This is a genomic window from Pedobacter sp. 05T44 (genome assembly GCF_056395985.1).
This window is the reverse complement of sequence record NZ_JBFTKO010000013.1, coordinates 96847-120724: the sequence shown is the minus strand read 5'-3', so window position 1 is coordinate 120724 and position 23878 is coordinate 96847. Positions and strand designations below refer to the sequence as shown.

The window sequence follows — 23878 nt, the reverse complement described above, 5'->3', positions numbered from 1 at the left end:
CTGGGATTAGAGGTTCTTTATATATTCTCGTGGCGTATGACCATATTGTTTTCTAAATTCTCTGCTAAAATATTTTGGATCGTTAAAACCTACCAGATAAGAAATTTCTGATATGGTATACCTATGCTCAGCTAACAGTTGAGCGGCCTTTTTCAATCGAATTGTTTTGATAAAATCATTTACAGAAAGGGTTGTCATTGTCCGGATTTTCTTGTAAAGTACGGGCTGACTCATTCCAATTTTTTGGGCCAATTCGGGTACGCCAAAATTTTCATCAGACAGATGACTTTCAATATAACCCAGGATTTTAGTCATAAATGCATGGTCTGTAGAGTTGATGGTTATGTCTTGAGGCTGTAGGTTTACCTGCTGAACAAATTTTTGGCGCATTGTTGCTCTTGATTGCAATAAGTTACGCACGTTTAGCAGCAACAGATCCATGCTGAAAGGCTTAGTGATATAAGCATCGGCTCCGGTTTCCAGTCCGCTTAACTGATGGATGTGCGATGACCTGGCAGTAAGGAGAATTACGGGAATATGGCTGGTACGTTCATCTGTTTTTAACTTACTGCATAAGGCTAATCCATCCATTATTGGCATCATTACATCGCAGATGATCAGATCAGGTAGCAATTCAATTGCTGTTTCCCATCCCTTAAGCCCATCAACAGACTCCCTTGTGTGATATTGTTTGCCAATAGCACCGGCTATGAGTTGCATAATCTCTGCATTATCTTCTACGATCAGAATGGTTTCCTGGGCTTTGGGGTGTTTATTTTGCTCAGCGGCTTCCTCTTCAACAAATTGTTGTACGTACAGTTTGGACGGGAAGTCTGCACTTTTAACTTCACTAAGTTCGCTTGGCTTAAAGTGCGAATTTCCTTTTTTAAGCTTAACAATAAAGCAAGTATAGCCAGGCTCTTGAGTGGTGGCTGGATTACTTAGGATTTCTATTTTGCCATGATGAGCTTCAATGATGCTTTTGGACAAGGCCAGACCTATCCCAGAACCAATATGGTTAGATTCTTGCTCGTCTACCTGGAAGTAATCACTAAAAAGTTTGTTTTGGCTTTCATACGGAATGCCCTTTCCATTGTCTACAACTTTAATTTCTACGAATTGGTCATATTCATTTATAGATAATGTAATCTTTCCGCCGTTGTTGCTAAACTTAAATGCATTAGAAAGCAGGTTGAAGAGTACTTTTTCCATCTGTGCTTTATCAAAATATACTATGGTTTGGTCATATTGATGGAGAAAATCGTATTGAATGTTACGAGTAATTGCATTGTGCCGAAATGCGAGGAACATCTCATTTGCATATGCGACAATGTTACCCTTAGTTACGTGTAATTTCAGATGACCGGTTTCAGCCTTTCTAAAATCCATTAATTCCGTTATAAGCCTCATTAGCCTGTCGGCATTGTTTTTTATTGGAATAACCTGTTGATGAATTTCCAGATTATCCTGTGATGTTTTAGCAAGGTTTTCTAATGGTGCAAGAATTAATGTTAACGGAGTTCGAATCTCATGGGCGATATAGGTGAAGAAGTTTAACTTCATCTTTTGCACATCTTCTGATCGTTTTAATAATGCACGTATAAAAAGATACCTCACGGTAAGGAAGAGTATGACTGAAAATAGGAGCAGGTAGCATAAATATGCCCACCAGGTAGCCCATAGAGGAGGTAATATGGTGATATTAATGCTTGCTGATGCCTGGCCTGGTGTGCCGTCGTTGTTAACTCCTTTAACTACAAATGTATATTCTCCGGATGGAAGATTAGCATAGCTGGCGTTTGGAATGTCTGAATTGATCCAGTCTTTGTCGTACCCTGCTAACTTATAAGTATATTTATTTTTGTCTGGTCTGATGTAATTTAGCAGGGCAAAACCCAGACTAAAATTATTGTGATTATGTTTGAACCTAAGGTTTTTGGTAGTATTAATATTTTCTTTTAGCAATTGATCCGGGCCATTTACAGCGACAGGTTGGTTGAAAAGCTTTAACTCTGTAAATACAATAGGATCGATATGAGTATTGATCTCTATCTGGTTGGGAAAGAACGAAGTAAGACCATTATAACCTCCAAAAAAGAATTCATTGTTATGGTCCTTAAAAAAGGACCTCATATTAAAGTCGTTTCCTGCAAGGCCATCGCTTTTAGTGTAATTTTTGAATTTTCCGGTTATCGGATTGAGTATTGACAGTCCATTATCCGTGCTGATCCATAAATTACCCTCTTTATCTTCAATAATGCCAAGTACATTGTTGTTGCACAAACCATCTTTTTGTGTATAGGTTTTAAATTTCCCTGTTCGGGAATCAAATAAGGAAACCCCGCCAAAATAGGTTCCAAGACAAAATTTTCCATTTGAGGTTTGTATGATACAGTTGATGTAATCTGACTGCAAACTATCGGCATTTCCTTCTTTTTTTGTGAAATACGCTAGCTTTCCCGTTTTTGGATAGTAAAGATGCAACCCTTTGGTTGTGCCTATCCAAATGTTTTTGTCGGCGTCTTCAAAGAGTGTTTGGACATATCTGGAAAGTAGTTTTTTCTCAATGGGGCTTTTTAATGTGTGATCACTAGAGCTACTTATATTATTGAGCCCGTCTCTGGAGCCGACCCAGATCATACCATTACTATCTTCAAGTATGGTCATAATATCTGCACTGCCCCGATTGTTACTGGTGTCTTTTACATTGGTTATTTGCCGGGTAAAGGCCTTAGTTGCCGGATTAAAAATGCTAATGAGACCTTCGTGCATGCCAATAATCAGGTTGCCGTTCTTTTGCCGCAGGACCGTTTTAACCAGATTAGAGGGTAATGTATTGTTGTTACCGGGAATGGATTTATAATGAGTGTAGGTATTATTGCTACGATTAAAATGGTTGAGCCCACCGCCTTCTGTTCCGATCCAGAGATTGTGGCGGTCATCTTCAACAATTGTGCTGACGATGTTGCTGCTCAGGCTGGAAATCAGTCCACTTGCTCTATAAGTTTTAAAACCAGTAGAATAGGGGAAAAGGGCATCGACCCCACCGTAAAAGCTTCCAATCCAGACGGTGTTACTAACATCCTGAAAAATGCTGTGTAGTGAATTCTGGGTAAGACCTCCATTCTGATCAGGATTGTGTTTGTAATTGGTGAATATTTTTGTTTTGGGGTTTAATATGCTTAAGCCTTCTTGTGTTCCTATCCATAGTGTTCCGTCCTTATTGCAGATGATGTCGCGTATGTCGTTATGAACAAGGGTGTGGATGTTGTTTGAGTTATGGGTGTAGTGCGCGAATGTACCCCTTGTTTGGTATAAGTTTAAACCCTTGTCGGTACCAATCCAGATGTTGTTGGCTTTATCGCTGGTGATACTGGTGATATAGTTAGCACTGATGCTGGTAGAGGAGTGAGCTGAATTTTTGAAGAGGACTGCCCTGGACTGGCCGTTATTTATGGTCATTCGTATTAATCCATAGCCTGTTCCAACCCACAGGTTCTGCTCATGATCTTTAAACAGACTATATATGTTATTTATCCGTTGGTTTTTATCAAGTTTATTAAAACGGAATATTTTGAATTTGCCGCTTTTCCTGTCTAGTAAACCAAGCCCGTTGTAAGTACCTACCCACAGATTTTTCTGAGGATCCTCATAGATGCAATTTATGGTGTCGTTTAGAATTTTGACTTTGATAAAGTTGTCGTTCTTATTATCGTATCGGCTTAGCCCATTAATTGTACCGATCCACAACTGACCAAAGGAGTCGGCCAACAGGCAATCGATTACATTATGAGGTATGCTTTTACTGTCTTTTGGATTGTTGGTATAAATCCTAAACTGAAAACCGTCGTATCTGTTCAACCCTCGTCTGGTACCAAACCATAGAAAATGTTTTTGGTCCTGAGCGATACTTATAACGGAACTTTGAGACAGACCATTTTCCATGCTAAGATTGCTGAAGGCAGCTCCCTTTTGGGCATAGTTATGAAATGGTAAAAGTAGAAGGAAGAAGAGACAAAATGCCTTCATAATCAATTAAAGGTGTGAAAATACTCCTTTAGTTTTGAATTTTCTACCATATGATTTAGAATTTTCATCTTTTTTGAAAGAATTAACAGCCAGTTTTGATTCCATTAAATGCAAACATTATCAACTGAGGGAGGTGATATGAAAACGTTTGCAGAATGAACCACTATAACCAAAACATCAAACTAATCTTTAAACCTAAACAATGAATTCATGAAATCAAAAAATCTACGCTTCTATGCGACTGGACTTATCTGTTGGCTGACTTTCAGTAATAGCATAGTTTTAGACGCACACGCGGAAAGAAAGACTGACCCGCTTAAATTGTCATTACCAAAGACAATTCCTTTTAAAAAGAGCCAGCAGAAAGCTTTAATAAAAGGCCAGGTTGTTGACGCCAGTAACCTTCCGGTACCAGGTGTGAACATTAAGGTAGAAAAATCTAATACCACCACCGCAAGTGATGTAAACGGGAATTTCCAGATTACAGCTAATGTTAATGACGTATTGGTATTTACTGCCATTGGTTTTACCACTAAACGTATTGTTATTGAAAATGAGCATACAAGTTTAAAAGTTGCCCTGCAGGAGGAGAACAATAAACTTAATGAAGTAGTGGTAGTGGGATATGGCGTACAGAAGAAGGCAAATTTAACAGGTGCAGTTAGTCAGATCGATTCAAAGATGCTTGAAAACAGGCCAACGGCGAACCTTGGTCAGGCGCTGCAAGGAGTGATGCCTAATTTTAATGTTAGTATTTCTAATGGCAGTCCTAATACTTCTGCATCTTACAATATCAGGGGAGCTACTTCCTTTTATAAGGATAAGAATGATGGTAATAAGATTAAGTTTTCATCTGGGCAGCCTTTTACACTGGTGGATGGGATTGAGATGGATCCTAACCAATTAAATCCGGAAGATATAGAGTCTGTTACCTTGTTAAAGGATGCAGCCTCTGCCGCTATTTATGGAGCCAGAGGAGCATTTGGTGTACTTTTGATAAAGACCAAATCTGGCAAAAGCGGACAAACAAAAGTGAATTATTCTAATTCCTTTCAATGGAGCTCACCTACAGCTGTTCCGGACATATTGGATGCCTATACCATTCAGGAGGCAAGTATTAAAGCTTCGGAGCTGGAAGGTATTTCGGCCGGTTCAAATGAAATATTGAAACTGCAGAAGATTAAGGAGTATATGGATGACCCTATAAATAATGAACCTTATTATTTTGCAGATGCCGACGTAAATAAAACCAATATTCTATGGAGAGGCAATGTAAATCCATACAAGGAAGCCTTGTTAAAGTCTTCGCCTATGCAAAAGCATAACTTGTCATTGTCGGGTGGAAACGATAGAACATCATTTTATGGCTCTATTGGTTATCAGGACCAGGACGGATTATACAAGATTAATACAGATAATTTTAAACGTTATAACGCCTTGTTAAATGTAAGTTCAAAAGTAAACCAGTGGTTTAAAATGGATTTCAGAACAGCCTATAACAGTTCAACTTATATAGAACCGGTTAGCCCATCGGGCAAAGGGGGCTGGTGGACAGCAATGTCGCAGGAGCCTAACCGAAATGTGAATATGCCGATACATGTTCCCTCATCTTTAAATCTGCCACAAAAATATACAGATAATATATTGTCTTTTATGGAGTATGGTTCGTCTGACAAGGAAACTAAATCGAATATTTTATTAGCAGCTGCACCAACTTTTACACTTACAAAGGAATGGTCTTTAAAAGGAGACTTTTCTTATCTAAGCAATAGCAACATTCAAAAAACAATTTTGCCACGTTTAGAGCGCCTGGAAAGTACAGTAGGTTCATTTACTGCAGTTCATACTGATCCTGATTATGTTTACCGGTATAATTTAAATTCTAATAAGTACACCATAAATATCTTTACCGATTATGCCAAGACAATAGCGGATAAGCATAATTTTCATGGAACAGTGGGTTTTAACCAGGAATGGTATACCGACCAAAGCGTATCGGCCCAAAGAAACATGATCAATTCAAATGTTCCGGTTCTTGGGCAGGCACAAGGAGAAAGAACAGTAGGCGATAGTGAACAGGAATGGGCAGTTCGTGGTCTGTTTTATCGTTTTACATATAACTATGATGGCAAATATTTATTTGAATCAAATGGTCGCTATGATGGTACTTCTAAGTTCCCTTCTGACATACGTTATAAGTTTTTTCCTTCATTTTCTGCGGGATGGCGCGTAAGCGAGGAATCTTTTGCGAAAGGCATAAAACCATATATCAATGATTTTAAGTTAAGAGCTTCATATGGTAGTTTGGGTAATCAGAACGTAGCCAATTACATATACATCTTAAACTATGGAACGAATAGTCAGCTTCAATACCTATTAAATGGTGTAAGACCTGTGGGGGTTACACCTCCGGGCCTGGTTGATCCGGATTTAACCTGGGAAACAGCAACTACAATTGATTTTGGATTTGATTTGACAGCATTTAAAAACTTTGAAGTCAATTTTGATTGGTACAGAAGAAGGACTTCTGACATTTTAATTGATGGCTTAAAATATCCTTCTGTTCTGGGTGCTTCATCGCCAACCAGAAATTCGGCAACCATTGACACAAAAGGCTGGGAGTTAACAATGAAATACAGAAATTCAACAGGTTTTGGATTAAATTATGATTTGGCCCTTACGCTTGGAGATAGCCAGTCGGAAGTAGTAAAGTTTGATAATAATCCGAACAAGCTGTTAAGCGATCAGTATTTATATGAAGGCCAGAAAATGGGTGAGATTTGGGGTTATGAAACCTACGGGATTTTTCAGACTAAAGAAGAAATTGCGAATTCGCCCACTCAAAAGCTAATTTCATCCGGCCTTTGGTTTCCAGGTGATGTGAGATATAAAGATATTGATGGTAATAACGAGATTAATTTTGGAAATAATACTGTTGGGAATTCCGGAGACAGGAAGATCATAGGGAATAGTACCCCAAGATATCAGTTTGGCTTTAACTCCAATTTTAGCTACAGGAATGTAGACCTGGATATATTTGTACAGGGTGTAGGAAAGAGAGACCTGTGGATTGGAAACAATCTTTACTGGGGAGCTGGTACAACAGGTACATGGGAAACTTACAATAACTCCTGGACTCCGGAGCGTACAGACGCATTTTACCCTGCCTATAAAAATGCGAGCAGGAACAGACAGGTACAAACAAGGTATCTCGAAAATGGTGCTTACCTGCGCATGAAAAATTTAGCATTAGGGTATACACTTCCTAAGGGCTTTACCAATAAAATTAAATTGCAAAGGGTAAGACTTTCTGCTTCTGCCTATAATTTATTTGAATTTAAGAGTGTTCCGAAAACTTTTGATCCTGAATTGGTTGGGATGAACTATCCAATTATCAGATCATATGCATTTGGCTTACAGGCAACATTTTAGGTTAAATAATTAGTACTCAAATTAAACAAACATGAAAAACAATATCAAAATATATACACTGGGTGTAATAGCCTGCTTGCTGCTCTTTGGATGCAAAAAGAATCTGTTAGACCGCTATCCTTTGGATCAGATCACTGATGAAAATTACTGGAAAACCGAGAACGACTTAAAGCTGTATGCAAACAGCCTTTACCCAAAATACATTGTAGGATTTGGAACCGATTTTGCCGATGGTACGGTTCAGCCATATGGTGTAAATGTGAATACCTTGGTTTATGGGGATGTAATTACGGATAATGCCGCACCGCTTACCTATTCTAAAGTAGGTACCGATGAATACATTGCCTATCTTTCTGGTGGAAGCGGTTCCGGTGGATGGAATTTTGAAGGTGTGAGACAGCTGAACTTCTTTATAGATAATTATAAGCGTGCCAGTCTTCCGGATAATATAGCAAACAAATATTTAGGAGAGATCTATTTTTTTAAAGCATGGGACTATTTCAATAAGGTGAAGCTATTCGGTGATGTTTCGTGGATACAACATTCGTTAAATATAAATTCACCGGAGCTGTTTGGCGCAAGAACCCCAAGGGCTGAGGTAATGGATTCTGTAATGGTTATGCTTAACAGGGCCATAGACTACCTGCCGGCCAAAGGTACTGAAGAAACAAATCGTTTAAATAAGGATATGGCACTGTTCTTAAAATCCAGAATTGGATTATTTGAAGGTACCTACAGAAAGTACCATACAGAGCTGGGCTTGGATGCGAATACGTTTCTGAGATATTCTGCTGAAGCTTCTGAAGCCTTGCTTAACAAATACAGTTTAGTACAGGGAGATTACAATACCGTATACAATAGCTTGTTTGCTACGGAATCTTACAAATCCAATCCTGAGGTGATTATGTGGAGGGAGTATTCTGCAGCAGTGACTTACGGCGCCGCATTTAGCCGTTATTTTGCACAAAATTTAAGGCATCAGTTTGGAGCTACCCGTAGCCTGGTAGACGAGTATTTATGCGCTGACGGTTTAACCATTTCGACAAGTCCGTTGTTCAAAGGAAAGGGATCGATCCAAACTGAAATGGAAAACCGTGATCCGCGCTTAACCCAAACTATTGCCAATTTTGGAACTTACAATCTGGCTAATACCACCATACAGGGTGCGAATAATGCACCATTGCCAAACTTGCCGGGAATGAATGGCAATAAATGTCCAACTGGTTATCGTTTGGCCAAATGGTTCTATAATAATCCTGTGGATTGGGAAAGAGTTACCAATGGACAGCAGGCTGCCCCCGTATTTCGCTTTGCAGAAGTATTGTTAAACTATGCTGAAGCAAAGTATGAATTAGGTGAAGTGAATCAGCTTGTTATTGATCAGACAATTAACAAATTGCGGGACCGTGTAGGAATGCCGCATTTAACAATAGGCAATGAGCCTGCAGATTCACGTTTGGATGGGATCTATCAAACTTATGTTGGCGCTTCAATTCCTCCTTTATTAAGAGAAATTCGTAGAGAAAGACGTGTAGAGATGGCTTTTGAAAATACCCGTTGGGACGATCTGATGAGATGGAAGGCAGGTAAATTGATAAATGTTCCTGTTGAGGGCATTAAATTTGTTCAGTCGCAGTTCCCTACAGTAGTGGTTAACAAGGACATTTATTTAAGCGCCGAGGGATATATATTGCCTTATTTTAAAACAATTCCGGCCGGTCGCAAATTTGACGAAACGAAAGGCTATTTGTTTCCAATTCCTACCGAGGATCTGATCCTTAATAAAAATCTGGTACAGAATCCTAACTGGAAATAAAACTAACCCATTTAATTAAAAGAAAAGACACCTATTATTCCCTGAATCATGGTTAGAAAACCAATTAAAAGCTTCATCATTCTACATTTATTATTCCTTTTAATAGCAGGCACTACTGGCACTGTTTACGCTCAGAATGCTGAAAAGATAAAACTAAAACATGGCTCACACCGTGAGGGTAAACGTACCGATGCCATCATGCAAAAATGGAGAGGTAATGGACTTGGGCAGTTTATTCACTGGGGTTTGTATGCTATTCCGGGTGGAGAATGGAATGGTAAACAATATAATGGTGCCGCAGAGTGGATCCGGTCCTGGAATGAAATGCCCAAACCGGCATATGATTCGCTAATTTATAAGTTTAATCCCGTTAATTTCAATGCTGATCAGTGGGCTGCGATTGCAAAGGATATGGGAGCCAGATATGTAACCATTACCACCAAACACCATGATGGTTTCTGTTTATGGCCTAGTAAATACACATCGTATACAGTAGCCAATTCTCCATGGAAAAAAGACATCATGAAACCATTGGTTGATGCTTATGATAAGGCAGGGATAGATGTGATCTTATATTTCTCTATTATGGACTGGAATCATCCGGGATGGCGGTATGATATCAAAACCAGGGCGGATAGTATCGCCTTTGAGGGATTCAAAAAATTTACACGTAATCAGCTAATAGAATTATTGACTATGTATCCAAAAGCTAAAGGACTATGGTTTGATGGCACCTGGGATAAATCATGGATAAAGCAGGCGAAGTTTGCTGATGAACTGGAAGCCGAAATGCGAAAACTTCGCCCTGGTTTGATTATTGGCAGTCGTTTTAGAGCGGATGAATATGGAAAACGCCATTTTGATTCGAACAACGTACTTATGGGAGATTATGAACAAGGATGGGAGCGTAAACTACCAAATACGATTGCTGATGTACATGGAAACGACTGGGATTGCGTAATGACGATTCCAGAAAATCAATGGGGGTACAATAAAGCATGGAAGGGACATATTAAAACTTCAACTGAGTTAATAGAGATGACAGCAAAAGCTGTTTCATTGGGTGGGAATTTTGTGCTGAATTTTGGCCCCAAAGGAGACGGTTCTATCCGTGACCAGGAGAAAAGGCTTGCTTTGGAGATAGGCGACTGGATGAAAGTTAACAATGAGGCAATATATAATTGTGGATATAGTGGTTTAGAGAAGCAAGACTGGGGCTATTCAACAAAAAAAACACGTATTGATAAGATATATATGGTGGTCTTTAACATTCCGGTATCAGGCGCTTATCGTGTTAAATTACCTGCTAAAACTGCGATTGCCAAATCTTATCTGCTTGCCGACCAGAACCAGGTTTTAAAAGTAGAAGAAGTGCACACCAATGAATACTTTGTTTATGCCAACCCCGCTAGCCAGAGTAAACCCTTTGTGATTGTTTTGGAAACAAAGAAAAAGGAGCGCAGTGGTGAAAATAATTATGATAAAGCCAAAATATGAGAAGAAGAAAATTTATAGAAGCGATGTCATTTGCAACGGCAGCCGGCGTAGTGAGTTCAACACAACTTTTGGCTGCTGAATACAAAGCTAATCGCTTAGGCCCATATAGGAATGACCGGGAATACTGGTGCGAGCTTTTATATAAAATTGCCAGCCCGGTGGTTTCCAATCTGGCCAGCGGAACATTGAAGAAAAATATGCCGCTTGAGAAGTCGCCAACTTTTGATTCCAGATCGTTAAGTGTTACCTACCTTGAAGCGGTAGGTCGCACTTATGCGGGGATTGCCCCGTGGATTGCGCTGCCAGATGACAATACCAGGGAAGCTGTATTGAGAAAAAAACTGAGAGCAGACGCTATTACTGGTTTAAACAAATGCTTTGATCCATCAAGCCCCGATCTTTTAAATTTCTCAAAGGACTATCAGCCTATTGTGGATTCTGCTTACCTGGCGCAGGCATTTTTAAGGGCACCAAAGGCTTTATGGGAGCCTCTTGATTCATTAACTAAGCAACGGATCGTATCCTCATTTAAATCACTGAGGAACAGAAAGCCATTTAACAGTAACTGGTTATTGTTTGGCGCTATTACGGAAGCATTTTTGCTTTCTATTGGAGAGGAATATGACCATGTCCGGATAACAAATGGAGTTGATAGCCTGAATGACTGGTACAAAGGCGATGGATGGTATGGCGATGGACCTAATCTGGCATTTGATTATTACAATTCCTTTGTAATACATCCAATGATGGTTGATACGCTTCGGATTTTAGTTGATCATAAGCTAGCAGAAGAGAAAAGCTATGAGCTTGCATTAATCAGAATGCAACGTTATGCAGTAGGCCAGGAAAGAATGATTTCTCCGGAAGGTACTTACCCTCCAATTGGCCGTTCCATTACTTATAGGACAGGTGCTTTTCAGGCCTTAAGTCAGATTGCCCTAATGGAAAAGCTTCCTGAATCTATTTTGCCAGCACAAGTTCGGTGTGCATTAACAAAAGTTAAACAGAATATGTATAGTATACCAGGAACTTTTGATAAGAATAACTGGCTAACTCTGGGTTTTTGTGGACATCAACCAGATATTGCAGATTACTATACATCCACAGGTAGCCTTTATATGGCTACGCTTTCATTTTTGCCATTGGGCTTACCTGAAACTAATTTGTTCTGGACACAAGCACCTGCAGACTGGACTGCAAAGAGCGCCTGGAGCGGTAAGTCTTTTCAAAAAGATTATCATGTAGATTATTGATGGACTTTTTGGTGGACTTCCTTTAATATTAATAAGGGTAATTGCGTATTCAAAGCAAGTTTTCTTGTCATGCTTTTATGAAATAGCCCCTCAAAGAAGCCATACGTTTTTGCAACTATTATGACTATACCTGAGGCGTACTGTTTTGCAAACTCCATGATTCCTAATGCAACGTCCGGATTATCTGTATAGTGGTATTCCGGAGTTTCATTATCCCATAACTTGTGAAGGTTATATTGTTCTATAATGCGATCAGGATTAAAATGAGCTGATTCATTATGATCAACGTTTAGCAGGAGAAGCCTGGTGTTTAAAGCATGCATAAATGACTTTATGGTATTTACCGGGCTGGTTTCGTTTACTTCTTTCAAATCACAACTTAACACCATGTTTTTTATAGTTGTGTAACTCGACTCATTAGGAATAACAAGAATGGGCATTGATACGCTTTTAACAATGCTTATTGTGTTACTACCTATTAAGGCGGTAAGTCCTCTGCTTTTCCCTGTAATGCCGATAACTACAAAAGGATCGGGGTATTGCTTTGAAAGCTGTTCTAGGCCCATTATTATGGGACTGTCGTCGGTAAAGATTTCGATAGCGGTATCTTCTGCACACAGATCCGAAATTGCCGTTTTTACATTATTAAGAGATGTGATGCTTTTCTCATGTAAAATGTGTGCATCTCTATTCTCAGGAAATGGAATCTCGGTAGCAACAGGTAATTCATAGGAGTGATATAACAAGATTTGTTTAGCATGAAGCTGTTTACTTAACGATGCTGCATACCGTGCTGCATTTAATGCAGATGCAGAGAAATCAGTGGCAATGATGATCGTTTTCATGGATTTGCTCCCTATTCGCCTCTTGATAACAATTATAGTGAGCAGAATGTTTTACTTTTCTAAAAAGCAGGACTGAGTAATCACACAGGTTGTGAGAAACTTATAACTACTTATTGTGAAAGATATTTCACAGGTATGTGCAATAAACTGTGAACTTTTTACAAAATGGTTTACAACTAGTTAAAGTATGGTTCACGGATTATAATAAGTGTGTAAATTCATATCATAGTATTTAATCAAACATTTATTGTGTTTAATTTAAATTATATTTTATGAATCTAAAACACCTCTTCTGTTACTTAATGTTAATTATATTAAGTAGCTGTTCCAGACAAAGAAATTTAGTTTATTTCAGTGATCTTAAAGGAGCCAGCGAAAGTAGTTCACAGGTTTTAGATGCCGGAGAGCCCACCATACTTCAAAATGACGTGCTGGGTATTACAGTTAATAGTACCAGCCCCGAATCTAATATTTTATTTGCTTCTGTTCCAAGTAATCCAACAGTAGGTGGAATATACGAAAGAGAAGGTTACAGGGTGAATAAACAAGGATTTGTGAAGTTCCCTGTTTTGGGTCAAGTCAAATTACAAGGTTTAACTGTAGGGCAGGCACAGGCATTAATGGAATCTGAACTTAATAAGTATGTGAAGAATGCCATTGTAAATATCAAGTTTATGAATTTTAGAGTGACCGTAATCGGAGAGGTTAACCACCCCTCAACTTTTACAGTAACCAGTGAGAAAATAAATCTGCTCGAAGCACTTGGCTTAGCGGGCGATATGACACCTTACGGCAAAAGAGAAAATGTTTTACTGATAAGAGAATTGGATGGGCAGAGAAGGATGGAGCGGGTAAACCTGAATAGTAAAGACGTGCTTAATTCTCCGTACTTCTATTTAAAGCAAAATGATGTAATCTATGTAGAGCCTGATAAAGCAAAATCAGTTGAAGTAAGTAGTAACAACCGATTAATGCCACTAATTGTTGCAGCAATCTCTGCTGTGGCGGTATTGGCGACAACTTTTTTGAATAAGTAAGGCAGTGTTAATCTTTTAAACTTATTGTGATGGCTTACAACAAACAAAATCCGACGAACAGCCCCGACGTAAAGGCTCAGATTATGAAATATGCTAAGTATTGGTATTTCTTTGGACTTGCACTACTGCTGGGCTTAGGTGGGGCGTGGTTTTATCTTCAAACTCAGGTACCTAAATATAAGGTCACCAGCTCACTGCTTGTTCAGGACGACTCGAAAGGGGATGGTCTGTTAAAAGGAACCGCTTTCAGTGATTTGAATATGTTTAAGACCTCTAAAACTGTTGATGATGAAATGGAGGTGATGCGGTCAAGAGATTTGATTTATAAGGTGTTATCTGATCTTAAAATGAATGTGAGGTATCATTATAATCTTCCTTTAAAAACACAGGAATTGTATGGTAAAAACCTGCCAATGGAAGTTGTGGTAGATAAGCTTACAGATAAAGCACGTGCCTTAAAGCTTACTTTAAGAGCTATAAATAATGACCAGTTTGTTTTAGGGGAAAAAGACAAGGAAACCATTTACAGATTCGGTAATAAAATAACACGCCCACAATTCACTATTGTCGTTCAAAAGGGGGAAGGCTTTGAGGTTTCAGGTAAAACTGTACATTTTGGCTTTGTAGATCTTTATCAGTTAGCGCAGGCATACAGTTCCAGTGGCCTGGTTATTTTGCCAGTAATTAAAGATGCTAACACAATTGTTCTTAGTGTTTTGGATGCTATACCTCAACGCGGGGTTGATATGTTGAATACGCTGATCTATAGGTATAACCTGGAGAACGTAAGCAATAAAAATTTAATGGCTTTAAATACCATTAAGTTTATTGATGGTAAATTAAAAATGCTGACCAGTAATTTATCGGGAGTTGAACAAGACGTAGAAAACTACAAAAGAAACAATAGGATTACTGAATTGAGTGCAGATGCACAGATGAACTTACAGTCGTCGGGTAATTATAATGATCAGCTGTCGACAAGCGAAGTACAGTTGAGTCTTATTCAATCTATAATTTCTTATCTGAAAAATGCAGATAGTGAGTTTGAATTGGTGCCAAGTACATTGGGTTTAAAGGATCCAACCTTGCTAAATCTGACAGAAAAATATAATAATCTGCAGATTGAAAGACAAAAGCTGTTACGCAATAGTAGCGTTAGCAATCCCTTGGTGATCAATCTTACTGAGCAACTAACCAGCTTAAAAGGCAGCTTGCTAGAGAACCTTAGTATGATAAGAAGAGGGTTAACTTTAGAGAAAAATAAATTAAACAGCAAATCATCGCAGTTTGCGGCTAAATTAAATAGTGTTCCGGTTATAGAACGGGGGCTGTTGGAAAGAAGCAGGGAACAGAGTGTTAAGACAACGCTTTATCAATATCTGCTTCAAAAGAGAGAAGAAACAGAACTTTCATTGTCTGCCACTATTCCAACTTCTCAAATCATAGACAGACCTGCATACAATCCTACTCCTGCAAAACCAAAAGTACAAATGATTTACATGCTGGGGATGATAGCCGGCTTATTTGTTCCATTTTCTGTAATCTATGTTAAAGATAAAATGAACAATAAGGTGAAAGATATATATGATGTAGAATACATCGCTATAAATGGAAAGATTCTGGGAGAACTTAGTCATAAAGCAATAGGAGAGTCTATTGTAGTTCATAAAGATAAAAGCACCACTATATCTGAACTATTCAGGTACATCAGGTCGAATCTGCAATTCATGAATACGAATAAGAGCAACAAAGTTCTGTTGGTAACTTCTACCACAAAAGGCGAGGGTAAAACTTTTTTTAGCATCAACCTGGGCATTACCTTGTCGCTGGTTGAAAAAAAGGTTGCGATACTGGAGTTTGATTTGCGCAAGCCCGATTTGCTGAATAACATGAACATAAAAACGAAATTGGGCTTATCTGATTATTTAAAATCGGAAACCATGGTTATTGATGACATTTTGATAAAAGCCCCTCAATCGGATAACTTATATGTGATTGGTTGCGGGGAGATATCTGAGAGCCCGGCAGAAATTCTAATGAGCCATAAACTGAAAATTTTGTTTCATGAGCTTAAAAAACGGTTTGATTATGTTATCGTGGATACTTCTCCGATTGGGCACGTAGCTGATGCATTTACGCTTGCAGAGTATGCTGATTCGAGTATTTATCTGGTTCGGTACAATTATACAAACAAAGCAGATCTGGCAATATTTGAAGAGATCTGTGAGAACAGAAGATTAATAAATCCGATGATCGTATTTAATGATGCTAAAAAAGAGAATAAGAATGCCTACCGCTATGGTGGCTATGCTTATCCGGGATAGGCTAATATAGGGATTAGCTGATACATTAAGTTTAGGTGAGTTGGGGGTAGTGACAGATCGGTAAAAGGGACCGATATATTCAAGAAATGGACGGTGTGCAACAGGATTTTTCTCTAAAACTGCAATTAATCATGTAAGTGAGGTAGCGAAGCTGTATCCGGCCACAATCTAATTAATAATCTCAAATCAAAATTATGGAAAATCTGTCCACCATCAGAACCAATATGCCACGCAGGTGGTATGTAATCTACACTCGCCCTAGATGGGAAAAGAAGGTTGATGAGTTGCTTAAACTGCAAGGTATTACCAGTTACTGCCCGGTAAGAAAGGTAAAGAATAAATGGGCGGATAGGATAAAAGAAGTAGAGCTTCCGCTGTTTAATTCTTATGTTTTTGTATACATAGACCCAAGAGAGGAACTTAAAGTGAGGGTTACTTTAGGGGTAATGAACTTTGTGTATTACATGGGAAAGCCGGCACAGGTTAGAGAAAGTGTTATAGAGGATATAAAACGTTGTCTTGAAATATTCCCTGATACTGAAGTTATGGCTTTTCAATATTTGGAAATTGGTGACAGGGTAAAAATTAAAGAGGGATTGATGAACCTTAAAGAAGGCAGGGTTATAAAAATTCAGGAAAGAACAGTAGTAGTAGTAATAGATAGCCTGAGTTGTGTTTTAACCACTAAGGTTGCTATTAATAGTCTTGAATTAATTAATTAAGACAAACCCCAGAATTATGGTACGCTTAAAAGAACTGGATGTTTTAAGAGGAATTGCCGCTCTTAACGTAGTTATATTCCATTATACATCTAAGTTCAGAATGAATTTTGGCCATAATTATCCTTCAAAATTCGATTGGGAGATTGGTCGTTACGGAGTAGAACTGTTTTTTATGATCAGTGGCTTTGTAATCTTTATGTCTCTTCAAGGGAAAACCTCATTAGAAGATTTTGCTTATAAAAGATTTTCGAGGCTTTATCCAACTTACTGGATTTGTGTTTTTATAACATTTTTAATTGTAAACCTTTCTCAGGATCCTAAAATGGAAACAAACAGTATCCCGGTTCTTTTGATGAACATGAGTATGATACAAGGGGTTTTCGGGATAAAAAATGTTGATGGTGCTTACTGGTCGCTGGTACCGGAACTGTTTTTTTACGCTTTTATGGGTGCCTTGTTCCAACTCAGGCTGCTGAGAAAAATGAGGACAATTGCAGTGATATGGCTAACGCTGATGTTAAGCAATAGTCTGTTTACGCTACCTTTTGGCGCTTATTTGCTGAACTTACAGTATGGGATGTTTTTTCTTGCGGGGATTCTTTTTTACAAGATAAAATTTGATGGAGGGGACTGGCGCGAACACATTTTGATTGGCGTGTGTTTTTTAGCTGGTGTAATAGAAAACCCAACGCTGATTTGTTTCGGAGTGTTCTCTGCCATATTTTGCTTGTTCTACTTATTTGTTTATAACAAGCTTACGCTGCTAACATGGAAGCCTTTTGTGTTTCTGGGTTATATTTCCTATCCGTTATATCTGCTGCATCAAAACATAGGTTTTGTGCTGATGAGAAAAATAGGACGATATATTTCTAACGAGTTTCTGGTAATTTTTATAGGCATCATTTCTATGATAACCATAGCATGGCTGGTAACCCGGTTTTTGGAAAAACCAATACTTCATTTTTTAAGGAACTATAGGTTCCATAAACCCAGGTATTCAGGTTCCTTTCAGAAATAAACCCTTTATCATGTCTTTACAGAAAAAAACAATTTCAGGGTTAATCTGGAATTTTACACAGCAGTTTAGTGTGCAGCTAATTGGCTTCTGCATTACCATGATACTGGCAAGGATTTTATTGCCTGCAGAATTTGGCCTTATCGCAATGCTAACAGTATTTATTGCCATAGGTAATTCTTTGTTAGAAAGCGGTCTGGCATCGTCGTTAATACGATCGTCAGATCTGGGACAGGAAGACTACTCAACGGTTTTCTTTTTTAACCTGGGCGGAAGTATTGTACTGTATGCCATTATTTACCTGCTTGCACCGCTGATTGCTTCATTTTACCATCAGGATGTACTGACGCTGATTCTTAGGGTTTATGCCCTAGATTTTATCATAAATGCCTTTTATGGAGTGCAGAATGCACGGTTAACAAAGGAGATGAATTTTAAAATTCAAATGAAAATTCAGATACCTGCAGTATTGATTGGTGGACTATTAGGCGTTTTTTTGGCGCTTCAGGGTTACGGTGTATGGAGTTTAGTTTGGATGGGTTTATTTCAGTCTTTCTTATCCACAGTGATGCATTGGATTTATTCTGGCTGGACACCAAGTTTTGTGTTCAGTAAACGATGCTTTAAGAGGCACTTTTATTTTGGCTATAAAATGACCCTGACTGGATTACTGGATATCCTTTATAGAAATATATATGTATTAATCATTGGTAAGTATTATTCTGTTGTACAACTAGGCTTTTATTCGAGGGCAGATTCGGCTAGCCAGCTCCCTATTGCAAATATATCTGCAGTAATAAATAAGGTTACCTACCCAATGTTCGCATCAATTGCCGATGACGATTTGAGGTTAAAAATGGTTTATAAAAGATTAATGCAGCAGGTTATTTTCTGGAATACGCCTATTTTGATTTTGCTGGCCGTAATAGGAGAGCCTTTATTTAGGTTTCTGTTTACAGATAAATGGTTGCCGGCAGTACCATACTTTCAAATCTTATGCATTGCTGGTATTATGTATCCTTTGCATGCTTATAACCTTAACATATTAAAAGTAAAGGGAAGGAGCGATCTGATACTGAAACTGGAATTTATTAAAAAATCAATTTGTGTAGTTGGCATTTTGTGCGTGTTCCCCTTTGGAATATATGGCTTACTATATTTTCAGCTGATGTTCAATTTTATAGGTTATTACATCAACTCAATTTATAGCGGAAAACTGATCAATTACCCCATAGGAGAGCAGATTATTGACATTATTCCAATGATTGCAACCTCTGTTTTTGCAGGAATATTATGCTACCTGGCCGATACGCTATGCTTCAGCACACTCCAATTATTAGATGTTACCAGAATTATAATAGACGGCCTGTTTTTCTCTCTGATTTATCTGGCCAGCAGTTCAATTTTAAGACTTGCACCAATTCATGATTTTAAACAATTAATCCTAAAGAGATGATACCTGTAACCAAACCTTTTCTTCCAAAAGTTAACGAATTTGAAGAGTACATTCACAGCATTTGGGAACGTCAGTGGCTTACCAATAACGGGCCACTGGTAAATGAACTTGAATTGAAGCTCAAGAACTATTTGGAAATTAAACACTTGCTGTTTGTTTCGAATGGTACAATTGCATTGCAAATTGCAATTAAAGCACTTGGCCTGACAGGTGAAATTATTACAACACCTTTTTCTTTTGTTGCGACTACAAATAGTATTGTATGGGAAGGCTGCAAACCTGTATTTGTAGACATTGATGAGGAGACTTTTAATATAGATCCTAAAAAAATTGAAGCTGCAATAACGCCTCAAACATCAGCCATTCTTGCTACCCATGTATATGGGAATCCATGTGATATTGATGCCATACAGGAAATTGCAGACAGGTATTCATTGAAGGTGATTTATGACGCTGCACATTGCTTTGGTACAAAATATAAAAACAAATCGGTATTTGCTTATGGGGATGTGAGTACAACAAGCTTCCATGCAACCAAGGTGTTTCATACCATTGAGGGAGGAGCCGTATTTACTCAATGCCCTGACTTATTGAAAAAGATGGCCTTAATGAGAAACTTTGGGCACGACGGGCCTGATGAATTTTCTGAGTTGGGTATAAATGGAAAAAACTGTGAATTTCATGCTGCTATGGGTTTATGCAACCTGAAAGAGATCGATGAAATTTTAGACAAAAGAAGGTTGCTTTCATTTTATTATTGGAAAGCCTTAGCTAATCTGGAGGCCAGGTATCCAAAGCTGAATGAAAACCTTGATTACAATTATGCGTATTTCCCTGTATTGTTTGACAGTGAAGATTTAATGCTGAGATGCTTAAAGGCGCTGGAGAATGAAAAGGTGTATTGCAGAAGATACTTTTACCCATCTCTTTCTACTTTGCCTTTTGTTACCTCACCTCATATGCCCGTATGCGATTCAGTGTCAAGAAGGATTCTTTGTTTACCACTGTATCATACTTTAACATCCAGTGACCTGGACCTGATTACAAGGATAATTTTAAGGGTACAAAATTATGATCGTCCGGCTGAGATCGAAAGATTGAATCATGTGATTCCTATAAATAACCTGAAGCCTGTATTCGCCGGCTTACAAAATGGAGCTGTCTAATCCTTATAATAAAAAATAATATAGCTATGCCTACACATGAATTAATGGTATCAGTATGTTGCATCACGTATAACCACGAAAAGTATATTGCTCAGGCTTTAGATGGTTTCTTGATGCAGGAAACCAATTTTAAATTTGAAATCCTGGTTGGTGAAGATAAATCTTCAGATAACACAAAAGCAATCATTGAAAGCTATTGTGCAAGGTATCCAGATTTGATCAAACTGATTAGCCATAACCCCAATATAGGAGCGATAAGAAACCAAACTGACGTGGTAAGACGCGCAAAAGGAAAGTACATAGCGATGTGCGATGGAGACGATTTTTGGACAGATGCCTCTAAACTACAGAAACAGGTAGATTTTCTGGAAGCTCATGATGATTATGTGATTTGCTGTCACCATAGTGAAGTGATTGATGATTTTGACAAGCTTGTTTATGTTAAAGATTTGCCGGTAAGTTTGGAATTTGACTACAAAGACGTTTTGCTGGGAAAAAGAGAAGAGACAAGAATCTGCTCTTTGATGATGAGAAACATTAAACAGGTAACGGGCGTAGCAGAACAAAGCTGGTATTTCGAAACTTATGGTACAGATACGCTTTTGAAACTATATGCGCTTTCAAATACAGGTAAAAAGATTTATGTGTTACCTGAAGTGATGGCATGCTACAGGCACCATACCGGCGGGATATGGAGTATGATAGATCCGAAGATCCGAAAATCAAGAATGATAAGCGATTTTAACCTCACAATCAAGAATTTCAAGTATTCTTCACTTCAAAAAAGAGAGCTGTTGAAAATTTATTTTAAACAATATTTCCTGTTTGATATACGGTATTTCAATTTCAATAATGCATTCCAAACAATTACCTCGCTATGGTAAGAAAATATAAACTGATTTTTGCCATTAACAGCCTTTTTGGAGGCGGAGCGGAGCGTGTAATTTCGAACCTTGGCAATTACTTTTATAAGAAAGGCTTTGATGTTACAATGGTTTGCCTGAATGAGGCTAAACCTGCTTATCACTTAGAGAAGGGAATAAAAATCATTTCTCTTGTGACCAATATCCGAAACCAATCATTTTTTTTTAGGCTTTGGTATGGTGGAGTTACTCTTTTTAAGCTGCTGTTTATCCTTATAAAAGAAAAACCAAGTTGCGTGATATCTTTTATGACCTCTGCCAATATATGGATGGGACTTACCTGTAATATTTTAAGGACTCCTTATTTGGTTTCTGAACGCATTACCCCAGACTATACCGTAAATCAACTTAATCATTTCTTAAGATGGTTGTCGGCAAGGGTTTATAGTAAATCCAAAGCGATCGTTGTTCCTTCAAAAGGAATGGTTGATGGCTTTAGAAAGAACAAATCGTTTAGTGCACTAAGCAATTTTGAAGTAATAAATAATCCGGTCAGCCAGTTTAGCGCCGCCTGTACAGAAAGAGTTTACCCTCGTAAATTCATTCTTAGCGTAGGCAGGTTAGATCACCAAAAAGGATTTGATCTATTAATACAAGCCTTTAAAAGGTTGGAAATGAAAGATGTAGATCTTTTGATTTCTGGCGAGGGGGGGGAGCGTAAAAATCTGGAGAAACAAATCAAAGATTTAGATCTAAGTGATAGAGTGAAGCTGATTGGTTATCAGAAAAATCTTCAGGATTATTACAGGCAGGCAGAAATGTTTGTGCTTTCATCGCGAAACGAAGGATATCCCAATGTACTTGTGGAAGCAATGAGTTTAGGCTGTGCTTGTGTGGCTACCGATTGTGAGTTTGGACCTTCTGATATTATAGAAAATGAGGAAAACGGTTTGTTGGTTAAAGCAAACAATATAAAATACCTTTCTGAAGCAATTAAAAGAACCATGAGTGATCCTGCTCTTAAAATAAAAATGTCTGTAAATGCTCAATTAATTAATCAGACAAACTCCCCCGAAAACACTTTCGCAAAATGGGAAAAATTAATACTAACTCATGTTTAAATCCATAAGGGTTTAATAACCAATCTATTAGTCTTACCAAATGTTAAAATCTTAAAGATATGAATATACCTTTCTCTCCTCCATTTATTGATCAGGCAGTGATTGATGAAGTGCTTGACTCTCTTCGTACCAACTGGATCACTTCGGGACCAAAAGTTAAGGCCCTGGAATATGAGTTGTTGAATTTAACGGGATCTAAAGCCACAGTTTGCGTGAACTCCTGGACCTCTGGAGCAATTATGATGCTGAAATGGTTTGGGGTAGGCGACGGAGATGAAGTGATTGTGCCAGCGTACTCTTATTGTGCTACCGCTTTATGCGTTTTGCATTGTGGAGCCATACCTGTGATGGTGGATATTTTAGACGATTTTACTATTGATCCGGTGATGGTGAAAAGTAAGATTACATCAAAAACGAAAGCAATAATTGGGGTTGACATTGCAGGCTTACCATGTAATTATAACGAGTTGCGTGAAATTGTAAATGATCCGGCAATAAAAAGCATTTTTAAACCCGTTACAGCAAAACAATCTGAATTGGGAAGGATATTATTGATGTCTGACGCAGCACATTCTATTGGTGCAACCTACGAAGGACTGCCTGCCGCACAGAAATGTGATGTTACTATTTTTTCTTTTCATGCCGTTAAGAATATTACAACTGCTGAAGGAGGCTGCATCTGTTTGAATTTGCCTCCTCCTTTTGACAACCAGGAAGAATATAGTTTTTTGAAGATTTTCTCGCTAAATGGACAGAATAAAGATGCATTTGCAAAATCAAAAGGAGCTAACTGGAGATATGATATTCTTTTTAAAGGATTCAAAATGAATATGCCCGATATTTGCGCTGCAATTGGATTGGCCCAGATAAGACAATACAGTAATACCTTGCTGCCACTCCGTAAAAATATTTTCTTAAAATATTGTGCCGCATTTAAATCTTATGATTGGTTTATTGAACCAACCGGTAAAGACGAAATAAGAGAAGGTTCGTATCATCTTTTCCCTTTGCGCATTAAAGGAATTACCGAGGCTGAGAGAGATCAGATTATTGAAAGCCTGGTAAACTGGGGAGTGATCGTAAATGTACATTTTATACCAATGCCGATGCTTACGTATTTCAAAAGCATTGGATATGCTATAGAAAATTATCCTAATAGCTATAAACAGTTCGCCTGCGAGATTTCATTGCCTATATATCCTCAACTCTCTGATCCGGAGGTCGATTTCATTATAGAATCTGTTATAGGGGCTGTTCATCAGGTTGTTGAAATCAATAAATTGGTTAAAGTGTTATCATAAA

The 23878-nt window shown here is 38.1% G+C and carries 15 protein-coding genes; 13 read left to right on the top strand and 2 right to left on the bottom strand.

Annotated features, from left to right (window positions below; genetic code table 11):
- Positions 1–6 precede the first annotated feature (6 nt).
- The gene (locus tag AC1DDK_RS19125; RefSeq protein ID WP_337715957.1) at positions 7–4029 is read right to left on the bottom strand and encodes a hybrid sensor histidine kinase/response regulator transcription factor; all 4023 of its coding nucleotides are present in this window, start codon (positions 4027–4029) and stop codon (positions 7–9) included.
- A 210-nt stretch (positions 4030–4239) separates the two neighbouring features.
- Here AC1DDK_RS19125 and AC1DDK_RS19120 point away from each other — a divergent pair, with 210 nt between their 5' ends.
- Genes AC1DDK_RS19120 through AC1DDK_RS19105 form a run of 4 tightly spaced genes read left to right on the top strand, consistent with a single transcriptional unit; the run spans position 4240 to position 12027 of the window.
- The gene (locus AC1DDK_RS19120) at positions 4240–7461 is read left to right on the top strand and encodes a SusC/RagA family TonB-linked outer membrane protein (protein WP_337715959.1); all 3222 of its coding nucleotides are present in this window, start codon (positions 4240–4242) and stop codon (positions 7459–7461) included.
- A 31-nt stretch (positions 7462–7492) separates the two neighbouring features.
- The gene (locus tag AC1DDK_RS19115) at positions 7493–9277 is read left to right on the top strand and encodes a RagB/SusD family nutrient uptake outer membrane protein (protein WP_337715961.1); all 1785 of its coding nucleotides are present in this window, start codon (positions 7493–7495) and stop codon (positions 9275–9277) included.
- Between the two features lie 48 nt (positions 9278–9325).
- Positions 9326–10774: an alpha-L-fucosidase gene (locus tag AC1DDK_RS19110; protein ID WP_337715963.1), complete on the top strand. Its 1449-nt coding sequence runs from the start codon at positions 9326–9328 to the stop codon at positions 10772–10774.
- Positions 10771–12027: a DUF2264 domain-containing protein gene (locus AC1DDK_RS19105; protein ID WP_337715965.1), complete on the top strand. Its 1257-nt coding sequence runs from the start codon at positions 10771–10773 to the stop codon at positions 12025–12027. Before AC1DDK_RS19110 ends, AC1DDK_RS19105 begins: the two co-directional genes overlap by 4 nt.
- On the opposite strand, the gene AC1DDK_RS19100 is transcribed toward AC1DDK_RS19105, so the two are convergent.
- Positions 12021–12872 carry a universal stress protein gene (locus AC1DDK_RS19100; RefSeq protein ID WP_337715967.1) on the bottom strand — a complete coding sequence of 284 codons (852 nt, stop codon included), beginning with the start codon at positions 12870–12872 and terminating at the stop codon, positions 12021–12023. The genes AC1DDK_RS19105 and AC1DDK_RS19100 overlap by 7 nt on opposite strands.
- Before the next feature lie 272 nt (positions 12873–13144).
- Here AC1DDK_RS19100 and AC1DDK_RS19095 point away from each other — a divergent pair, with 272 nt between their 5' ends.
- The 9 genes from AC1DDK_RS19095 to AC1DDK_RS19055 all read left to right on the top strand — a co-directional run bounded on the left by AC1DDK_RS19095 (position 13145) and on the right by AC1DDK_RS19055 (position 23877).
- Complete coding sequence (locus AC1DDK_RS19095; RefSeq protein WP_337715969.1) at positions 13145–13909, top strand: polysaccharide biosynthesis/export family protein; 765 nt, start codon at positions 13145–13147, stop codon at positions 13907–13909.
- Between the two features lie 29 nt (positions 13910–13938).
- Positions 13939–16233: a GumC family protein gene (locus tag AC1DDK_RS19090; RefSeq protein WP_337715971.1), complete on the top strand. Its 2295-nt coding sequence runs from the start codon at positions 13939–13941 to the stop codon at positions 16231–16233.
- A 194-nt stretch (positions 16234–16427) separates the two neighbouring features.
- Positions 16428–16955, top strand: coding sequence for a UpxY family transcription antiterminator (locus AC1DDK_RS19085; protein ID WP_172662589.1), 528 nt, complete (start codon positions 16428–16430; stop codon positions 16953–16955).
- Positions 16956–16971: 16 nt separating this feature from the next.
- Complete coding sequence (locus AC1DDK_RS19080; protein WP_172662590.1) at positions 16972–17973, top strand: acyltransferase family protein; 1002 nt, start codon at positions 16972–16974, stop codon at positions 17971–17973.
- A gap of 10 nt (positions 17974–17983) precedes the next feature.
- Positions 17984–19426: a lipopolysaccharide biosynthesis protein gene (locus tag AC1DDK_RS19075; RefSeq protein ID WP_337715973.1), complete on the top strand. Its 1443-nt coding sequence runs from the start codon at positions 17984–17986 to the stop codon at positions 19424–19426.
- A complete protein-coding gene (locus AC1DDK_RS19070) occupies positions 19423–20592 on the top strand; it encodes a DegT/DnrJ/EryC1/StrS family aminotransferase (protein ID WP_172662592.1) in 1170 nt (389 codons plus the stop codon). Before AC1DDK_RS19075 ends, AC1DDK_RS19070 begins: the two co-directional genes overlap by 4 nt.
- A gap of 26 nt (positions 20593–20618) precedes the next feature.
- Positions 20619–21476 carry a glycosyltransferase family 2 protein gene (locus AC1DDK_RS19065; protein ID WP_337715975.1) on the top strand — a complete coding sequence of 286 codons (858 nt, stop codon included), beginning with the start codon at positions 20619–20621 and terminating at the stop codon, positions 21474–21476.
- Positions 21470–22576 (top strand): glycosyltransferase family 4 protein, encoded by a 1107-nt coding sequence (locus AC1DDK_RS19060; protein ID WP_288884253.1) that lies wholly within the window; start codon positions 21470–21472, stop codon positions 22574–22576. The genes AC1DDK_RS19065 and AC1DDK_RS19060 overlap by 7 nt, the downstream gene beginning before the upstream one ends.
- 59 nt (positions 22577–22635) lie before the next feature.
- A complete protein-coding gene (locus AC1DDK_RS19055; RefSeq protein ID WP_172662595.1) occupies positions 22636–23877 on the top strand; it encodes a DegT/DnrJ/EryC1/StrS family aminotransferase in 1242 nt (413 codons plus the stop codon).
- Position 23878 lies beyond the last annotated feature (1 nt).

Coding starts and splice junctions, on each gene's coding strand:
- AC1DDK_RS19080 (WP_172662590.1), top strand. CDS start 16,972: ATGGTACGCTTAAAAGAACTGGATGTTTTAAGAGGAATTGCCGCTCTT.
- AC1DDK_RS19075 (WP_337715973.1), top strand. CDS start 17,984: ATGTCTTTACAGAAAAAAACAATTTCAGGGTTAATCTGGAATTTTACA.
- AC1DDK_RS19085 (WP_172662589.1), top strand. CDS start 16,428: ATGGAAAATCTGTCCACCATCAGAACCAATATGCCACGCAGGTGGTAT.
- AC1DDK_RS19070 (WP_172662592.1), top strand. CDS start 19,423: ATGATACCTGTAACCAAACCTTTTCTTCCAAAAGTTAACGAATTTGAA.
- AC1DDK_RS19065 (WP_337715975.1), top strand. CDS start 20,619: ATGCCTACACATGAATTAATGGTATCAGTATGTTGCATCACGTATAAC.
- AC1DDK_RS19120 (WP_337715959.1), top strand. CDS start 4,240: ATGAAATCAAAAAATCTACGCTTCTATGCGACTGGACTTATCTGTTGG.
- AC1DDK_RS19095 (WP_337715969.1), top strand. CDS start 13,145: ATGAATCTAAAACACCTCTTCTGTTACTTAATGTTAATTATATTAAGT.
- AC1DDK_RS19110 (WP_337715963.1), top strand. CDS start 9,326: ATGGTTAGAAAACCAATTAAAAGCTTCATCATTCTACATTTATTATTC.
- AC1DDK_RS19060 (WP_288884253.1), top strand. CDS start 21,470: ATGGTAAGAAAATATAAACTGATTTTTGCCATTAACAGCCTTTTTGGA.
- AC1DDK_RS19105 (WP_337715965.1), top strand. CDS start 10,771: ATGAGAAGAAGAAAATTTATAGAAGCGATGTCATTTGCAACGGCAGCC.
- AC1DDK_RS19125 (WP_337715957.1), bottom strand. CDS start 4,029: ATGAAGGCATTTTGTCTCTTCTTCCTTCTACTTTTACCATTTCATAAC.
- AC1DDK_RS19100 (WP_337715967.1), bottom strand. CDS start 12,872: ATGAAAACGATCATCATTGCCACTGATTTCTCTGCATCTGCATTAAAT.
- AC1DDK_RS19115 (WP_337715961.1), top strand. CDS start 7,493: ATGAAAAACAATATCAAAATATATACACTGGGTGTAATAGCCTGCTTG.
- AC1DDK_RS19090 (WP_337715971.1), top strand. CDS start 13,939: ATGGCTTACAACAAACAAAATCCGACGAACAGCCCCGACGTAAAGGCT.
- AC1DDK_RS19055 (WP_172662595.1), top strand. CDS start 22,636: ATGAATATACCTTTCTCTCCTCCATTTATTGATCAGGCAGTGATTGAT.